The organism is Chitinophaga caeni, from assembly GCF_002557795.1.
GTDB classification, from domain to species: Bacteria; Bacteroidota; Bacteroidia; order Chitinophagales; family Chitinophagaceae; genus Chitinophaga; species Chitinophaga caeni.
The window spans coordinates 1,336,378-1,355,326 of the sequence record NZ_CP023777.1 but is presented as its reverse complement, the minus strand read 5'-3'; the positions used below and the strand labels follow the sequence as shown (position 1 = coordinate 1,355,326).

Annotated in this window: 14 protein-coding genes and 1 pseudogene; 10 read left to right on the top strand and 5 right to left on the bottom strand. The window is 39.7% G+C overall.

The genetic code is table 11. The features are described 5' to 3' along the window. Nucleotides 1-27: 27 nt before the first annotated feature. The 7 genes from COR50_RS05730 to COR50_RS05695 all read left to right on the top strand — a co-directional run bounded on the left by COR50_RS05730 (nt 28) and on the right by COR50_RS05695 (nt 7,703). Complete coding sequence (locus COR50_RS05730) at nt 28-858, top strand: rhomboid family intramembrane serine protease (protein ID WP_098193108.1); 831 nt, start codon at nt 28-30, stop codon at nt 856-858. A 117-nt stretch (nt 859-975) separates the two neighbouring features. Then, on the top strand, nt 976-1,932 hold the full coding sequence (locus COR50_RS05725; RefSeq protein WP_098193107.1) for a rhomboid family intramembrane serine protease: 957 nt from the start codon (nt 976-978) through the stop codon (nt 1,930-1,932). 110 nt (nt 1,933-2,042) lie between these two features. Beyond that, on the top strand, nt 2,043-3,125 hold the full coding sequence (locus COR50_RS05720; RefSeq protein ID WP_098193106.1) for an endonuclease/exonuclease/phosphatase family protein: 1,083 nt from the start codon (nt 2,043-2,045) through the stop codon (nt 3,123-3,125). Nucleotides 3,126-3,275: 150 nt separating this feature from the next. Then, nucleotides 3,276-4,403: an endonuclease/exonuclease/phosphatase family protein gene (locus COR50_RS05710; protein ID WP_157760638.1), complete on the top strand. Its 1,128-nt coding sequence runs from the start codon at nt 3,276-3,278 to the stop codon at nt 4,401-4,403. Nucleotides 4,404-4,470: 67 nt separating this feature from the next. Further along, nucleotides 4,471-5,967 (top strand): cysteine--tRNA ligase, encoded by a 1,497-nt coding sequence (gene cysS, locus COR50_RS05705; RefSeq protein ID WP_098193103.1) that lies wholly within the window; start codon nt 4,471-4,473, stop codon nt 5,965-5,967. A gap of 51 nt (nt 5,968-6,018) precedes the next feature. After that, on the top strand, nt 6,019-7,005 hold the full coding sequence (locus COR50_RS05700; protein WP_098193102.1) for a M28 family peptidase: 987 nt from the start codon (nt 6,019-6,021) through the stop codon (nt 7,003-7,005). An 86-nt stretch (nt 7,006-7,091) separates the two neighbouring features. Continuing rightward, a complete protein-coding gene (locus tag COR50_RS05695; protein ID WP_098193101.1) occupies nt 7,092-7,703 on the top strand; it encodes a DNA-3-methyladenine glycosylase family protein in 612 nt (203 codons plus the stop codon). A 185-nt stretch (nt 7,704-7,888) separates the two neighbouring features. Here COR50_RS05695 and COR50_RS05690 read toward each other — a convergent pair whose 3' ends face one another. After that, nucleotides 7,889-10,045, bottom strand: a complete 2,157-nt coding sequence (locus COR50_RS05690; RefSeq protein ID WP_098193100.1) for a S46 family peptidase — start codon at nt 10,043-10,045, stop codon at nt 7,889-7,891. Between the two features lie 781 nt (nt 10,046-10,826). Here COR50_RS05690 and COR50_RS05680 point away from each other — a divergent pair. The 3 genes from COR50_RS05680 (at nt 10,827) to COR50_RS05670 (ending at nt 13,118) form a co-directional block, all read left to right on the top strand. Next, a complete protein-coding gene (locus tag COR50_RS05680; protein ID WP_157760637.1) occupies nt 10,827-11,294 on the top strand; it encodes an META domain-containing protein in 468 nt (155 codons plus the stop codon). 68 nt (nt 11,295-11,362) lie between these two features. Further along, nucleotides 11,363-11,797, top strand: coding sequence for a hypothetical protein (locus COR50_RS05675; protein WP_098193097.1), 435 nt, complete (start codon nt 11,363-11,365; stop codon nt 11,795-11,797). A gap of 100 nt (nt 11,798-11,897) precedes the next feature. Further along, the gene (locus tag COR50_RS05670) at nt 11,898-13,118 is read left to right on the top strand and encodes an IS256 family transposase (RefSeq protein ID WP_098192124.1); all 1,221 of its coding nucleotides are present in this window, start codon (nt 11,898-11,900) and stop codon (nt 13,116-13,118) included. Nucleotides 13,119-13,293: 175 nt separating this feature from the next. Here COR50_RS05670 and COR50_RS22715 read toward each other — a convergent pair. The 4 genes and pseudogenes from COR50_RS22715 to COR50_RS05650 form a co-directional block, all read right to left on the bottom strand. Continuing rightward, nucleotides 13,294-13,680 (bottom strand): annotated as a pseudogene (locus tag COR50_RS22715) (transposase); the annotation flags it as partial. 165 nt (nt 13,681-13,845) lie between these two features. Further along, nucleotides 13,846-14,799, bottom strand: coding sequence for a glycosyltransferase family 2 protein (locus COR50_RS05660; RefSeq protein WP_098193095.1), 954 nt, complete (start codon nt 14,797-14,799; stop codon nt 13,846-13,848). Between the two features lie 48 nt (nt 14,800-14,847). Then, a complete protein-coding gene (locus tag COR50_RS05655) occupies nt 14,848-17,703 on the bottom strand; it encodes a TonB-dependent receptor (protein WP_098193094.1) in 2,856 nt (951 codons plus the stop codon). Between the two features lie 10 nt (nt 17,704-17,713). Next, complete coding sequence (locus tag COR50_RS05650; protein WP_098193093.1) at nt 17,714-18,949, bottom strand: 6-bladed beta-propeller; 1,236 nt, start codon at nt 18,947-18,949, stop codon at nt 17,714-17,716.

Sequence of the window (18,949 nt, the reverse complement as noted above, 5' to 3'; positions counted from 1 at the left end):
TTAAGGATTAAAAAAGAGGATTAGCTTATGAATTACCCAAGATATGGGCAATTTGGGGTACTTCCCCCCGTAATTAAATACCTGATGTTGATCAACGCGGCAGTATTCCTGGTGGAAATATCGCTCCCCGCCGAGGTCAGCAACCAGATGGTTAATTTCTTTGCACTGCATTATTGGGGTTCTGAATTATTTCGCCCGCACCAATTAATTACACACTTATTTATGCACGGTTCCTGGACTCACCTGTTCATGAACATGTTTACCCTTTGGGTATTCGGTAGCAAGTTGGAGGTATATTGGGGGCCAAAGCGATTTCTGAATTTTTACCTGATCTGCGGTATCGGCGCAGCATTATGCCATTTAGGCGTACTTACTTACGAGAACGTAGAGCTATCTAAGCATATCAGCGAGTTTATGAACGAGCCGGGTAGCGATGCCTTTATGAAGATTTACCGCGATTACGACCTCAACTCCGGCTCATTTGCCGTTACACAACTTGTAAACGCGGTGATGGATTACCCTAACGATCCTACTGTTATGGAGAATGCCAAGATTTTCTTGCAGCATTTCCAAGAGGAATACCGCAACATGGCTACATTGGGCGCATCCGGCGCCGTATACGGTATATTGTTTGCCTTCGGGTATTTATTTCCGAACACTTACTTCTACTTGTTCCTGTTACCTTTCCAAATAAAGGCGAAATATATCGTCGGTACGATGATTATCATGGAAATATTAGCCGGGTTCAGGAACGTGGCAGGGGATAACGTGGCGCATTTCGCGCATTTGGGTGGCGTGTTATTTAGTTATATCCTGCTGAAAACTTGGAATAGAAATAACCGGAAGGATTTTTATTAAACCATGATAGCCTCTCTCCTGTTAATAAAATAGGAGTCATCTAAATCGATGAACCAATAAAAAATACTGGGTAGGAGCGGCATTATTCGCTAATTTTGTATTATAAAGTATTATGCCATGCAACTAGTGGATTCAGAAAAAAGTTCGCGCCTTTCATTAGGTGAAGAAAAGAACATGGTAACGCAATTATTGTTGATCAACATCACGGTGTTTATCTTCCTGTTCTTTACATGGGTAATATTTAGAATAGAAAACTATACCGACCAAGATTTTAACAGCTCCCTTTTCGATAAGATCGTTTTCCAATCCGATCCCGAACAGTTGATTTGGCATCCCTGGACAATTATTACGGCCATGTTTACACATATTGGCGTATTCCAGGCATTTAGTAATTTTTTATGGTTGTGGTTCTTTGGCTCTACCGTGCAGCATGCTGTCGGTCACCAAAAAATTGTCCCGATGTACGTATTCGCTGGATGGGCAGGTTACCTGGTTTTCATGCTCGGATTTTTCGGCCTGCAACTAGGTGGGTTGCGGGCAACCGGTTTGAATGTGTTCGGGGCTTGGGCGCCTGTTACCGCATTTGCCGTAGCATCCATTATGCTGGCGCCGAAGCACCGCATTTTCACTTCATTAAAAGGCGGTGGAATCCCCGTATGGCTAATTGGCCTGTTGTATTTCGTTTTAGTGATTGCCGCTAACTATAATGTAAATGGCAACCATCATTATGAAATATATTTTTATCTCGCCGGCGGAGCCATCATGGGAGCGATTTATGCTGCCCAGCTAAAGAAAGGTCGCGATATCGGGGCTTGGCTCGACAAGTTATTATTTAACATCGGCCACCTGTTCCATCCAAAAGAGCAAAGAGTAAGGCAAGAATATACTTCTACACAATATTTAGCTAAGGAAAGAGTGTTTTACAAGCAAGACACGGTACCTTATCAAAAAGTTGGAACAGTTTCAGAAAATAAGCTGAATGAAATACTCGATAAGATAAATGAAACCGGCATGGAATCACTTACCGAAGAGGAAAAGCTTACCTTGGAAAGAGCCAGCAAATCCAAGGAGTAAGCCGCTCGATTTCTACCAGGATCTCCCGTACACTACCCATAAATTTTTTTACGTTTTTGCAAATCTATCCATTATTTTTATAGCCTAACCTCAATAACAACCTATACTATATGAAACTTTGGATGCATCGTTGTTTGTTATTAATCAATGTATTAATCGCAACTGGACTATTAGCAACCGCTTTTTTACCTTATATCAATCCTAGCAAATCTTGGATTTGCGGATTTGCAGGGTTTTTCTTCCCGGTATTCGGACTGCTAGCAGTCTTGAGCTTGATAGTTCACTTAATTTTTTACCGGGGTTATGCATGGATTCCATTCATTGCCCTGCTGGCTTCCGTTCCTCCATTTTTAGCATCGTTCGCGTTCCATCCTTTTGCGGCTAAAACTAGCGGCGAGCCTGCGGCTGGGCAAATACGCATCATGAGCTTTAATTGCAGCAGCATGGGATTGAAAGATTATAAAATCGATGAGCCGCAGCGGAACAGGATCCTACAAATGATTAGAGAAAATCCTGTTGATGTATTATGCTTGCAAGAATTTTATACGAATGATGACCCAACTAAGAGCCATCACCTCGATTCGATCATGAAATACGGCGGATTCCGGTATGTATACCAAACCAAGGATCTCACCCGCTGGAACACCTGGCATTTCGGATTGGCCTTATTTTCTAAATATCCCATCCTGGATACCGCCAAGATACTTACCGGTGCCGGGCCTGAATCCGAGAACTTACTGAAAGCGCGCATCCGGTTCGGACAGGAAACGCTGACGATCTTCAACACCCATTTATACTCATATAGCTTCGATCGATCCAATTACCAAACGGCTAATTCGGAGCAGCTACACGGCATCAGGGGTTTAATCAGGAAGATGAAAGCCACTTTCAGCGGCCGCGTACAGCAAGCCATGATCGTAAAAGAAAACGTGCATAACAGCGATGGCCCTACAATTTTATGCGGGGATTTGAACGCTATCCCCAATTCCTTTGTTTATAAAAGCGTGAAGGGTGATTTCCAGGACGCATTCTTAAAAAAAGGCTTCGGCTGGGGCACAACCTTCCATACGATCTCGCCGTTTCTAAGGATCGATTATATATTTTGTAATCCCGGGATTAGGGTGCAAGATTTCAGGGTACTGCACCATTTACCATTTGAACATTATCCTATCATCACCACGATCGAGCTATAATGTGAAATTCGTAATTCCAAGATCAAGTATTGCGTCATCTATTGAAATAAAATAAATATTAAGGCTTGGAAATAAGTTAATTGCGGTAAATTTATAGCGATAAGCTTAGATAACATGCCGGGGGGATAATACCCAAAAAACGACGCCATTTTGAGATTTTTACGACTATTCACCAAGGGATTTTTCCTTGTAACCAATATCATCGTGGAGCTATTATTTTTGATAGCTTGCCTCGCTCCCATCATTTCTCCCGAGAAATTTTGGCCGATGGGCTTTTTCACGTTAATATTCCCAATTTTACTTGGCATCCTCTTACTTTTCATCATATTCTGGTTGATCTTCCATCCCAAATATGCGCTGATTTCCTTGGTGGCAATTATTATCGGCTGGCGATCGGTAACGGCTTTCATCGCTTTTAACTGGCCGAAAGATCATTTCGAAAAACCGGCCAATAGCATTACCGTGATGAGCTACAACGTAGGTTTATTCGGTTTGTACCGCGATAAAAACAGTGCGCCCCGCCGGGAAGCCATCTTCCAATTAATAGAACAACAAAAGCCCGATATTGCCTGCTTCCAGGACTTTTATACTTCCGAGAAAAGGGATGATTTTAACAACCGTGAGGACATCAGCTTGCAAATGGGTCTTCCCTACCGCTTTTTTTCCAGTGATTTTAACAGGAACGGGATGCAGCATTGGGGCTCGATCATATTTTCGAAGTACCCAATTATCCAGTCGGATAAAATCAAACTTTCCAAGGGCCCACGCAGCGAGAGCCTCATTTTTGCCGATATTCTTAAGGATGAAGACACGTTGAGAATCATCAACATGCACTTGGAATCTTATCGCTTCAACGAAGAAGATTATAATTCCATAGAAAAGATCAAAAAATCCGAGGATAAAGGTTTGGTGGCCACCAAAGGAATTATTGAGAAAATGCGGGAAGCTTTTATCAGGAGGGCCAAGCAAGCCAATATAGTAGATAGTTTTATCCGCGAAAGCCCGCACCCCGTAATAGTTTGCGGAGATTTTAACGATACGCCGGCTTCCTACACATATTTCACGGTTAAGGGCGATCTTCAAGATGCGTTCTTGCAGAAGGGAAGCGGCATTGGCCGAACATTCGCCAGCCTGTCACCGACATTAAGGATCGATTATATTTTTGCCGGCAATACTTTCGCCGTCAATCATTTCAAAAAATTATCCGTAGACTTGTCGGATCATTATCCTGTTATTGCCAACATGCATCTTATTAAAACCCAAGAACCAAGAAAATAACCCGGAGATGTTACAATTCTTATCTTTGCAATCCAGGTAATTTTATGAAATTTAAAGATGGCTTTATATGTCAGAACTTAAAATATACAACACGCTAACAAGGAAGAAGGAAGCTTTTGAATCGCTATATCCCGGTCACGTAGGCATGTACGTCTGCGGCCCGACCGTTTCAGGGGAATCTCACCTGGGTCATGCCCGTCCATATATTACTTTCGATGTAGTATTCAGATACCTGCAACACCTCGGGTACAAGGTACGCTACGTTCGTAACCTGACCGATGCCGGGCATTTCGAAGAAGAAGGCAGGGAAGCAGAAGATAAGATCGCCAAGGGCGCCATTTTAGAAAAGTTGGAGCCGATGGAGTTGGTACAGAAATATACGAACCTGTACCATTGGGCTATGCACCAGTTTAACTGTTTGGAACCAAGCATAGAGCCCACGGCTACCGGCCATATCGTGGAGCAGATCAGCATGATTCAAAAGATCATTGAAAAAGGATATGCTTACGAAGTGAACGGTTCCGTGTATTTCGATGTAAAAAAATATGCTACATCCCACCAATATGGTATTTTAAGCGGCCGTGTCTTAGAGGAGTTACAAGCTTCTAACCGCGAACTGGAAAACCAAGGTGAAAAAAGAAATAAAGAGGACTTCGCCTTATGGAAAAAAGCGCCGCCGGAACACCTGATGCGTTGGCCAAGTCCGTGGGGAGAAGGTTTCCCCGGTTGGCATATCGAATGTTCGGCAATGAGCGGTAAGTACCTGGGCAAGCAATTCGACATCCACGGGGGCGGGATGGATCTCGTATTCCCGCACCATGAATGTGAAATTGCCCAAAGTGAAATTGCCAACGAGGAGTTGATGGCCCGCTACTGGATGCACAACAACATGATCACCATCAACGGAAAGAAGATGGGGAAATCATACAATAACACCATCAAGCTAACGGAAATGTTTGCAGGCACCAACCCGATCTTGCAACAACCTTTCCACCCTATGACGGTACGTTTCTTTATCTTGCAAACCCACTACCGCAGCACTTTAGACTTCTCTAATGAAGGCTTGATCGCGGCGGAGAAAGGCTTGCAACGTTTATGGGCCGCCTACAATGTATTGCAGCAACTGCAATATGCGCCTGGAAAAAACGGCAGCATCAACGAAGAATTGGATAAAAACGTGCAGGACTGGAGCAATGGCTGTAAAGAATATATCAACGATGATTTTAATACCGCCAAAGTACTAGCGAACCTTTTCGAGATGGTGCCGGTCATCAATTCCCTGAAAGGTGGACAGATCAAGATGGAAGAAATCAGTGAAGCTACTTTCCAACTGATGAAAGATACCTGGCAAACTTTCATGGTAGATATCTTGGGCTTGCAGCCCGTTACTATGGCCGACAGCGGAAAATTGGACGGCGTTATTCAATTATTAGTTGATATCAGGAAAGAAGCCAAAGGCAAAAAAGATTATGCCACTTCCGACAAGATCCGACAACAATTACAACAAATCGGCATCTTGTTGAAAGATGAAAAAGACGGCACTGTAAGTTATACGATCGAATAATATTCAATCTCCCGGCAACCTAGAAATTGCCGGGAATAAAGTTTAATAAATATGTCAATAAAACGCTGGCTTTTATTCGGATTGATGGCCACCTTGGCGGCTTGTAATAATCACTCTCCGAATTCATCATCCAGTGAAAGCGAATCGAACAAAGAAAGTACTTTCACACAAACAGCGCCTAACTTTAATGCAGATAGCGCCTACAATTTCGTAGCCCGGCAAGTTGCCTTCGGTCCGAGGATTCCCGGCACCAAAGCCCAAGCAGATTGTGCTGCTTGGCTAATTGAAAAGATGCAGGAATTTGCCGATACGGTATATATCCAGAATACGGATGTGGTTGTTCCGGGAGGCAAACGCGTACCTTGTACGAATATTATCGGTTCTTTTAACCCCGCATCTAAGCAACGGATTTTATTAGTAGCGCATTGGGACACCCGTCCTTTTGCTGACGAAGATCCGGAAAACAAGAAAGCATTGATTGACGGAGCAGACGATGGAGGTAGCGGTGTGGCCGTGGCATTGGAAGCCGCCAGGCAAATGAAATTAAAGAATCCCGGCATCGGTGTAGATATCTTGCTAAATGATGTGGAAGATTACGGTGATCCCGGCGATGAAGATTCTTATTGCCTCGGTACGCAGTATTGGGCCAGAAATCCACATATCCCGGGGTACAAAGCTACTTATGGAATCGGTTTAGACATGGTAGGAGCCATGGGATCACGTTTCTTCATGGAAACGATCTCCCGCCAATACGCCAATCGACCGATGAATAATTTCTGGAATGCTGCTAATAAAATCGGCTATTCCGATTATTTCCCGTACGATAATATCGGGGCCGGCACAACGGATGATCACGTATATGTAAATACGATCGCTAAGATCCCGACATTTGACGTGATCGCTTTTCAACAGAATGCCGACTTCATGCCCCACTGGCATACCCAGAAAGACAATATGGATATCATTGATAAAAATACGTTGAAAGCAGTAGGACAAACTTTATTGGAAGTTTTGTACGTACAGCCTTTCAGTTACTAATTTTGAAACCGTTTTCAATATCTTAGGATTATCTTTCGTACGAAAGATTGCTTAATTTCATGGAAACGGTTTCAAAATTTTAATCCATGCCCAAGAAGAAGCTTCATCCCTACTTTGAACATCTCTCGAAAGACAAGCGTTTCCTAAAGATCATGGAAACGCCACTGTTGCCCGTACAGCCCAAGCATAATATAACATTACTCTTAATCAGTTGTATCATTAATCAACAGTTAAGCATTAAGGTTGCAGATGTAATATATGCCCGCTTCCTCGCATTGTTCCCCGCAACACCAACCGCGGAAGCTATCCTGCAACTCGGCATTACAGATCTCAGGAGCATTGGTATTTCCGCTGCAAAGGCTCAATACATTCTAAACGTTGCACAGTTTGCAGTAGATGAAAATCTGGATGATGAAAAGCTGCTGGAGATGGAAAATGAAGAAATATTAAAATATTTGACACAGATTAAGGGTGTCGGGGCCTGGTCGGTCGAGATGCTGTTAATGTTTCAATTGGGTCGTGAAGATGTTTTCTCATTAGGGGATTACGGTGTGCGGCAATCGATGATTAAATTATATAAAATTGATCCTAGCGATAAAAAATCTTGCGATGCAAAAATCCTGAAGATCGCAGAAAAATTTAAACCCTACAGGAGCTTCGCTTGCAGGCATCTCTGGCTATGGCGCGATAACAATTAAAATCACGGATTGAAGGACACGGATTAAAGGATTACACGGATTTGAGATTCAATTCAATTGATTAATGGATGGCTTAGAAATTGAAGAAATATTTCTAAAAAACTTCATGACAATTATATGCCATCCATTAACCTGTAATCCGTGTAATCCTTTAATCCGTGTCCTATAATCCGTGAACGTTTTTTTTAGCGGACTAATTTCAATTCGTTAATGATATTGCTAGCGCCGCCTAATTTATCAATACACCACAACACATAACGAACATCTACGCAAATGGTGCGGTTGTAAACGGAATCAAACTGGATTTTATGGCTCAGCGCTTCATAGTTACCATCAAAAGCTAAACCGATCAATTCACCGTTGCCATTAATTACCGGGGAACCGGAGTTACCGCCCGTAATGTCATTGGTCGTAATAAATCCTACAACGATGTCATTTTTGCGGGCATCTTTATATTGACCAAAATCCTTTTTGTTATATAGATCGATCAGTTTTTGCGGTAAATCAAATTCGTAATCACCCGGGATATATTTCTCCATAACACCCGTGAGCGTTGTTACATAATCGTAATGAACGGCATCCCTTGGATTATACGATTTCACTTGACCATAGGACAAACGCATGGTAAAGTTGGCATCCGGATAACGCGTAGCAGTAGGTTTCATGGCCATTATACCCGCCAGGTAACTACGGCCTAAGTCATCATTGGTAGAAACGAATTTCCTGTATAAAGGCAAGTATTTAGAGATATAATTCTTAATGAAAGCGGAAGCATAAGCATAAGCGGGATCAGCTTGCAACTTGGCTGCATCGGGCAATGTTTTAAATTGGTTCCATTTGGTATCATCAAAAACCATTGTATTTGCAAAGACGTAAGCGGCCCAATCCTGAAAAGTCTTAGCATCGCTCAGATCACCGAATTGTTGCCGGATGCCTTCAAAGAAACCGATCGGGTGCTGATCTTTCGGAACATCATTATAATACATCTGTGCCGTTATAGCCAGGATTTTCTGATCGCTCGGCTTATTTTCATTTTTCAAGAAATTGGTGCGAGATGCATCGGCTTTCTGAATCGCTTTAGCCGCAGCATCAGCAGGAAGGCCGCTGCGCACCAAGGCATCTTCAACACCGGAAAGACTAGCGGCGAAGCTGGCCAATGGTGAACCTAAAACGCCTTCTGTCAAATAAATTCTCTCCTTGGCATAAGGTTCCCAGGCTTTATAGTTTTGCTCGTATTGGGAAAGGATATTTTCATACTCCGGCTTACCTTTAGCCCAAGCATTGAAAGCCGCCTCTTCCTTTTGCTTTTCTTCGTATACTTTATATTTCAGCAATTGTTTCCTTTCACCGTCATAAAATTTCCAGTAGTTCGCGATACCTGCATAAGAAGAAGCCAGTTGCAGTTTAACGGCAGGATCATTTTTCATTTGTTCAAACATCGCTTTCAGGCGTGCATCGCGCAAGTTCACGATATTCGGATTCTCAATGGAAGTTTTCAACTTCACCCCGTAAGATGTTTCATAGCGGTTTGTTCCGCCGGGATAACCGAAAATCATTGCATAATCATTTTCCTTCACCCCTTTAATGGATACCGGCAAGAAATACTTAGGTTTCAATGGCACGTTTGCAGCGTCATATTCAGCCGGCTTATTATCCTTGTTGGCATACACGCGGAAAATGGAAAAATCGCCCGTATGGCGCGGCCATTCCCAGTTGTCGGTATCGCCACCAAACTTACCGATACTTTCCGGGGGGGTACCTACCAGCCTGATATCGGAATAACGCTCATATACGAAAGCCAGGAATTGATTTCCCTTAAACATGGGCACAACCTTTGCCTCATAATCCGTACCCTCAACCAATTTCTTCACAATGTCGCCGGAAAGCTCCTGGAACTTTTTATTATATTCAGCGCCCGAAAGTCCTTTTAGGGCCGGCATCAGTTGTTCGGAAACATCTTCTACCCTAACTAAAAATTGCACGCTCAGACCATTAGCCGGAATTTCTTCGGCGAAACTCTTAGCATAAAACCCGTCTTTCAGATAATTATGCTCCACGCTACTTGCCGCGGCAATAGCTCCATAACCGCAGTGGTGATTGGTAAAAATCAGCCCGTTTTTGCTGACGATTTCACCGGTACAGCCACCGCCGAAAATTATGATAGCATCCTTGATGGAAGCCTTGTTAATACTGTAAAGTTGCTCTTTGGAAAGTTTTAAACCTTTCTTGACCATATCCGCATAAACTTTCTGGCCAAGCAGGTATGGCAGCCACATCCCTTCATCGGCATGGGCAAATTTTACCACCAATAGTAATAGGAGTACTAGTAGCTTTTTCTTCATAATAAGTAGATTTTGTAAAAAGGACTCCAAACCTAAGGATTTTTGATCGAACTAAAATATTTCGAATAAAACTCCTGAAATTATTTTAACTCGTATCCGAATTGGGCTCAACTACCCACTTCCGAGGTACCCCTACCCACCTCCGAAGTACCCCCTACCACCTCTGAGGTACCCCCACCCACTTCGGAACTCCAAGCGAGGATCTTTTAACTGGATATTTGGATAAATTAGGTGGATATCCGCGTTTCCAAGGGCTTTCAGCCGAGTAAAAACAGGCAAAAAACAGCTCAAAAAGCCGATTTTAATAAAATCGGCAGGAAGGTACCCACTTCGGAAGTACCCCCACCCACTTGCCCGAAGGGTATAGACCTTAAAATAATCCCGAAGTCGGAGTTCGGAAGTACCTACCCCCACCTCAGAGGTACCCCCACCCACTTCGGAAGTACCCCCATGGGGTTCAGAAGTGGGTCATCAGGCAAATTTCCCCCCAAAGAAACTTCGGAAAACACCCTTAAAGACTAAAAAGCGACATATATATATAAATTTCAGGAAATGAAAGCTTTCTAAGAAATAGCTCCATCTAGCGATAAAACCTTTAAGGCAGCAAAACATGTTGATATAAAAATATTTTATATGATGAGCATGCTAGGATGCGATATTATTTCATGAAAATCCTTAATTTCAAGAGTACCCAAAAAAGCCAGGGCTTTGGAAAATTCAATGACCGGTGCAATTGAAATCCATGGAATCCGCAAAATCTATGAACCTAACAAACGCGTTTATGAAAAAGCAATTCTTGCTGCTAATCCTTATTTACGGCTCTTGGTGTTGTGCTTGTCAACAACAAGGCAAAAAACATCCAACAGACAGTACGGAAGCACAGGCCAATACCCAGGCTCCATCGGTTAATTTAGATGGTACCCGCTGGCAATTAACCCAGCTCAGGGAACAAATTGTCCTGGCAAAGGATCACGAAAAGGAAATTTATATGCAATTTTCACAAGAAAATAACCAGGTTCATGGTTTTTTGGGCTGTAATAGCTTCAATGCCAATTTTGCGGTCAACGGTTCGAAGATCGCGATCACGGACTTGGTCAGCACAAGGGTGGCCTGCCCTGCCTTACCAACAGAACAGGGCTTCCAAACCGCGCTTTCAGAAGCCAATAGTTTCAAATTAGAGCAAGGTAATTTGTACTTATTTAAACAAGATACCCTCATTGCAGAATTCAAATCCACGCCAATCCTCTAATTCTTTGGCCTGTATTTTGTAAGATTTATAACAACCTCAAAATATTTACAAACTATAAAATCAGAATTATGAAAAAGATGTTCTTGATATTTGCAGCAGCAGCCACATTCATGGCTTGTAACAACAATAATTCGAAATCTGCCACCGGTGACTCCCTGCAAAAGAGTATGGATCAGATGAAAGAAGATGGACAAGAGGCAATGGATGATGCTAAAGCATCTTTCGAAGAACAAAAGAAAGAAACTGAAGATGCCATCAACAAAAAAATTGATGATATCGACAAAAAGATGGATGAGTTGAAAAAAGATGCTTCCGAAAAAAGTAAAGAAACCCAGAAAAAATTGGAAGAGCTGAAAGCAGAAATGAATAAACAATTGGATGATGTTAAGAACAGTACCGCTGAAACCTGGGAAGCCACCAAAGAAAAAACAAACTCCCTGATGAAAAAAACCGAAGATGAATGGAAGGAGTTTAAGAACGATTTTAAGGAGTTGTTCAAATAACTAGAAAGCATTCAGTATACAACACATGACAAGAGGATGAGACTGTAAAATAAACTGTGTCAAAGACTAAAAAAACAAGATCTTTAACACAGTTTTTTTTATGGAACAAAAAGGAAAATTTGACTACGAAGAACTCAAACGGAAGACCTTAGAGCAACTCCGCTCTGGTAAGTCCCTGTTTGGCAAAGATGGGGCTTTCGCACCTCTTCTGAAAGATATTCTCGAAGCTGCACTGGAGGGCGAGATGGAGGTTCATTTAGATGATGAGCAACGGGCAAATGGGAACCGGAAGAATGGCAAAAACCGAAAACGGCTTAAAACAGCAGATGGTACTATCGATCTGGAGACACCCCGTGACCGGGCAAGCAGCTTTGAACCACAGATCATCAAAAAGCGGGAGACCATTCTGGCAGAGAGCCTGGAGAGTAAAATCATCGGTATGTATGGGCATGGCATGAGCTTACGGGACATCTCAGCTCATATCAAAGATATGTACGATACAGAGATTTCAGCTGCGACATTATCTTCCATAACCGATAAAGTTATCCCTCTGGTCAAAGAATGGCAGGCCCGTCCTTTGGAGCCACTGTATTGCATTGTCTGGCTGGACGCCATGTTTTATAAAGTCAAAGAAGAAGGCAAAGTAGTTAACCGTTGTGTTTATAATATCCTTGGTATAAATACCGATGGACGCAAAGAGCTATTAGGCATGTATGTCTCGGAGAGCGAGGGAGCTAACTTCTGGCTGAGTGTCCTGGCCAATCTTCAGCAACGGGGGGTATCTGATATACTTATTGCCTGTATCGATAATTTGAAGGGATTTTCCGAGGCTATTGCCACGATATTCCCCTCTACAGCGGTACAAACCTGTGTCGTACATCAAATCCGCAATTCTATCAGGTACATAGCCAGTAAGGACCAGAAGCCATTTATGGCCGATTTAAAACCGGTTTATCAGGCGGTGAGCAAGGAAGAAGCAGAGTCGCAGCTGGATCAACTGGACGAAAAATGGGGAAAGAAATATCCAGTTGTTATAGACTCCTGGCGCCGGAACTGGGATAAGCTCACTACGTATTTCCAATATTCTGAGGCCATCCGCAGGTTGATCTACACCACTAATACTATCGAGGGGTTCCATCGCCAGGTGCGTAAAGTGACCAAAACCAAAGGAGCCTTTACCTCCGATATGGCCTTGCTGAAATTAATTTACCTGGCTGCCCAGAACATCCAGAAGAAATGGACACAGCCCCTTCAAAACTGGAGTCTGACTGTGTCTCAGCTGTCAATTATATTTGGGGATCGACTGAAATTGCGATTATAAATTAAATGTTGACACAGTTTATTTTACACTCCCCAAGAGGATCACTTCATCGGTAATCACTAAATACAATTAAGCCAATGTTTGATTCCAGTTGTACTGGCTTCTTCCACTTGGCATATATATTCTCTCCTGGACGAGACTATAAAATATATTGTGTAAACGCATAGTCAACTGATCAAATTCGACATCTGTTTTCAAAGATAGTAATATATTGATGGAGCACCAGCCCCCAGTTATGGAGCGGCATGCTCCATTTCTTTTCGATGTTCATTATAGTCAGGTAAACGGCCTTTTGAGCCGATGCATCGTCGGTAAATTGAACTTTGGTCTTAGTATACTTACGGATGCCCCTGTTAAGATTTTCGATGGTATTTGTGGTATACATGATCTTTCGGATCTCCATAGGGAAGTCAAAATAGCTGGTAAGATTCTCCCAGTTGTTCTCCCAGGATTGGATTGCATGTCTGTATTTGGCACCCCATTTATCAGAACAGGCGGCTAACGCATGCTCTGCTGCTGCGCGATTAGGTGCTCCATAAACTTCCTTTAGATCAGCACAAAACTCTTGTAAGGTTCCCCGAAAATTGATCCAGTATGGTTAGGGAAAAATCTCTAACTTAAATGGCTATCCATATTGTGATATCAAGTTAAAGTTAAAAACTTTTACTTATACACATTATATAATAATCTCCTACACTATAAAAAAAATTCAACCTTTAACTTAACATTACTCAACTATCACTTCAATATGATACTTAGGCCGACATTTTGTTTCTTTATATATCTTCGCAATATATTCACCTATAACCCCTAAACTTAATAATTGTACTCCGCTTAAAAAATACATAGGTAATGATATAGATGCCCAACCTGGAAGGGTTCTTCCTCTCAAATAAATAATTAAAACATTGATACTTAGCCCCATTGTAACAAAAAATAAAATTAACCCAATTATCGTGATTAAACGAATTGGTACATTGCTAAATGAAGTAATACCATTAATGGCTAGTGATAACATCTTTTTTAGTGTATATTTAGTCTTACCTCCTATTCGACCCGATTGTTCATAAGCAATTGCCGTTGTTTTTAAATTAATGAGGGGTAATAGTCCCCTTAAAAATAAATTTGATTCCTTATATCGAGAAAGCTCTTGAAGCACTTTATTAGATAACAGTCTAAAGTCTGAATGTCTAGGTACTAGAGGTACTCCGAACATTCTCAACATCAATGAAAAAAAATAAGCTGAATTTTTCTTAAACCAAGTCTCAGTGCGCCGATGTTTCCAAATTCCATATACGATATGTGCACCGCTTCGGTACGCATCAATCATTTTGTTAATTGCATATACATCGTGTTGTAAATCTGCATCAATAGTAATAACACAGTCAGTTTTATTAATGACATAATCTAACCCCGCCAACAAGGCATATTGGTGGCCTTTATTAGAAGCAAGTTTAATAATCTTACTATTCAAATTCCTAGATTTCAATAGAATATCAAATGTATTGTCGACACTTCCATCATCAACAAACACGATATAACTTTCCGAAGATACTTTATTATCATTAACTAGCGTAGCCAAATAATTCGAAAGTGTTCGTTCTGTTCTTTCAATTATCTCCTCTTCATTGTAACAAGGAACTACTATGCTTATTAACGGCTTAACTTCTACAACATTCATTAATCTAAGATTTGATGGTTCCAAACTTATAAGGTTATTTCACAAATATCAGTTAGATGTCTTTCTTCCAAACTGACGAGGATAGAAAGCAATTGAAAGCATAAAATATTGCTGTAGTACATTTGAATAACCTTCCGTTATAGAATAAGAATCGCCAAAATTTATCAAAGCCTTATTTTGCTTTAGCAAATCCAGAGCAGCAAATGTTATTTCGAGGTTATTACCGGGTAAACATCTATAATTTACATTTGCATTCCATATCTTAAACTTATCTCTTTGTCCATAACTGGATAACATACTTTTAAAACTTATATTGCTACCCACATTTAATCGCTTAGTAGCATTATAGGAGACACTTGCGAGTGTATTATAATAAACATTTTTCAATAAATCAGCAGTGCCCTTCCCCTGCTTTGATTGATAAAAATGGTAGCTCTCAGATAATTTAAATACCAAATTTTCCAGCCAGCTATAATATATAGAAACATCATTATTTATACTAAAAATATTAGAAATGATACTCGTAGTTATGTCTGTGGATGCAGTCTTTAAGAAACTAGGTCTTTTACTTAAGTACGTGGAATTGACATACTCTAGTTGAAATAAGTTATTCTTATTGATCTTATATGCTTTATTCAAATTCGCATTGAAATATGCAATTTTGTAACCGTTAGTATTTATTAAATTTACGAATTTTCTACCTGAAGGATTGATGAAGGTATTAGTGGCATAAAAATCACTTATAATCTTAGCTCGCAACATGGCAGATAACTTGAAATTATTGCTAGCTTTTAAATCATTATATTGATACCTGAGTGTTAACTGCTTATTCTTTTGAGGCTTAAGATCGGGACTTCCAAGGTACTGATAATAAATATCACTGCTATCTATTAAGGGAACTAATTGGTTTACAGACGGGTAATCGTAAAATATTTTATATTCAGCTTCCAAAAATTGATCCGTTAAAGAATATTGGTTATTTCTATATTGCACACTAATTTCAGGTATAAAATTATGGTACTTTTTATCTAGATCCTGAAAGGGCTTGGCTGAATTATTCCTTTGCCGAATAAGCTGTCCGATTATATTCAATGAAATGTTCAAATTTTTGCTGTATCGACCATATAGAATATCTGTGATAGATTTGGTTAAAGAAATCTGCGGTCGCTCATCAATTTCAGTATAATGGCTTCTATTAGTCAAATAATCATTTCTTAGGTACATATCTTTTGAATTATCAAAGTCCAGAGCATTTGTATTATTCCAATCCGTGACTAATTTGAATCTGTTCAGAAAAAAATATTTAATATGCAAATGCTTAAGAATACCCGGTCCATCAAAGGTGCTCGATTTAATATTAACGTCTTGGGAAACCCGGTTAAAGTTCTTATCATATTTCCTGTTAAATTTCAAATTCTCCAATGTGTCAACGTAGGAAACAAAATTTATATCGTTATGCGAATGGCTAGAATCTCGTAGGTAATGAAAATCATATATGATTTTATCAAAAGCACTAAGTATACTTTTGTTGTGGAAGTCATTTTTATTTTTCAAAGGTGAAAGTTCAATTCTAAAAGAGTAACTTTCATTCAAGTTCCTTTCATCTCCTAAGTTGCTCGTCTTACTTAAAGCAGTATAACTAATAAAATCTAGACTTTCCAAGTTTCTCATGCTATAATTTTTAGAGTCCCGGATATTGACAGCAGTAGATAGTACAGCCCTGTATTTGGAACCCTCTCTTTCATACTTTAAATTCAGTACGTGCGTTTTATCCAAATTTCTATTATTTGAGCTATCATAAGAACTCAATCGATTATTATCTCCTATAAGTGTAGAAGTACTTAAATTTTCATTTGCAATTAGCTTTGAATTTTTATAATAATAGTCGATGTTCAATTCATTGAGCCTACCACCTGGTTTTGAAAAATCCCTTTTAAAAAATCCGCCTAACATCTTGGAAGTGGTTACTCCCTGTTGATTAAATTCAGGTTGATAGTCTACACTTAGTCCAACCCCCTTAAATGTGCTATTGGAAATTAGTGTCATAATATCTTTTGGAGCCTTATTAACATTATTAAGTGCCCCTACGATTGATACTTGTGTTTTAGCATTAAAAGCATTAAAATTTAAATTTGATTCATGCCTCTTCCAGGAACCTTTACCTACAGAAACTTTACCAAAAAATCCATTGTCCTTCCCTTCTTTTAGTTTTATATTGATTTCCATTATTGAATCCTTCCTTGCGTCATTATCACTTCTTTTATATACTTGAACTTTATCAATAGCACCTTTATCAATATTTTGTGTTGCTACTTTTGTTTCGTTATTAAAGAAACTTTTTCCATTTACCAAAATCGCATTTACCTCTTTTCCATAAACTGTAATAGTACCATCCCCCCAAATAATCACACCCGGCAACTTTCTCAAGAGATCCTCCGCTACAGCATTCTTATCCATTTTAAAAGCCTCTGCATTAAATTCTATCGTATCCCCCTTCATACTTACAGGTGGCATTGCCTTAATTACAACTTCTTCTAAATCTTGATACAGTATAGTCATATTTATTGAAGGTAATTTCACAGATATTTCCTTTGCTTTAATTTGAAATATAAAGCTCGTGGTCTTATATCCAATATGGGTACAGATAACTTTCAACGGCTGTTCGATTGGCAAATTATGAAATTCGAATTTGCCAAAATTGTCGGTCAATGCATACGATATCAGAACAGAATCGTGCGCATATACTGCAACGGTTGCCGCAGGTAATGAATGATTATGTGATGAATCATAAAGTACCCCGTAAACGGTTCCTTTTTGTAAACTATCGCTAATTTCTTGCGCTTTAAGAGAAAAAGAAATCAAAATTGAGATGGCAAAAACAAGTAGGCATAATTTTCTTCTCATTAAAAGTAATTTAAAAATCTACCTTAGGGGTAATTTCGACTATGACAGGGTTTGATAGTTTATTTATGCTACTAATGATTGGAACCGAGCTGTTTTCTTTGTATACTTTTTTAAATGTATTCCTGCTATACGCATCCATTAAATCTCTTGTATTTAAAGCCGAATAGATTTTATCATTAGCCATAACCAAAACATCGCTAACAACAGGTAAATAATAACTCAAGGTGTCAGGTTCAATGAAATTAAATGAATAAAACATTCCGTTTAAAAAGTTAATACGCAGGTATTTATTATAATTATTATTCTCAGTATTTAAATACTTTAGCAAGAGTATATCATCTTGTCCGTATATCTCATCAAAACCGTAAACCCATTTATTGTGCGCTATAAGTGTATCAAGTCTTTTGCCATTATATATTGAGTTACTAAGAAAATCAGTAGGGATCGAATATTCTATAGGCAGGATTAACTTGTATTTCTTTCTCACTCCCCCGGTATCAATTTCATATATTTCATCCTTATATGCTTGGTTAAAAAATACGCTTTGAGTACCTTTCGCCCATTTCTCTACCATGTTTACGACAAAAAGATTATCTTGATTTTCTAATATTGGATGTTCCGAACATGGTAAAATGTTTGATAAGACTTTCCCATTTTTAATAACGGCGAAAGTGTATTTCTTTTTAAGCGTTTTCCATAAACTCCCGCCCTGTTCATACTTAATAAAGAAAGCATCATCTCCTAATGATGCAAACGATCTACCAAAGTTTGACACATCGAATTTTCTTTTAGCTAATAGTTTCCCGTTAAAGTCAAATTCAAATATAATGTCGCGTATCTTTTCATGTACATAATTAGGTAAAACTATAATCTTATTATTAACATAATCAATGGAGATATTTTCAAAAAGGATATCCCAGGCCGGGATTTTACTACTGCCGGAAAGATCATTTATTTTAGATAAGTACTTTCCATTTCTATCGAAAATTACAATTTGATTTCGCGTATCATCATAAACAATAAAATTGTCCTTGGCAACATACAATTTCCTAACTCTTCCTATGATACATTTTTTGCTTGTTTCTAACGGGATGTAACGTACGGATTGAAATAGTTCTGAGCACTTTCCACCCATGGCATAATTCGGAGCTATTCTTATTTCCATGGAATCTTGAGCATGCAATTTATTTGTCAATAAATTAACAAGAATACATATAAATGCAATTACATTTAATCTTGAACCCAT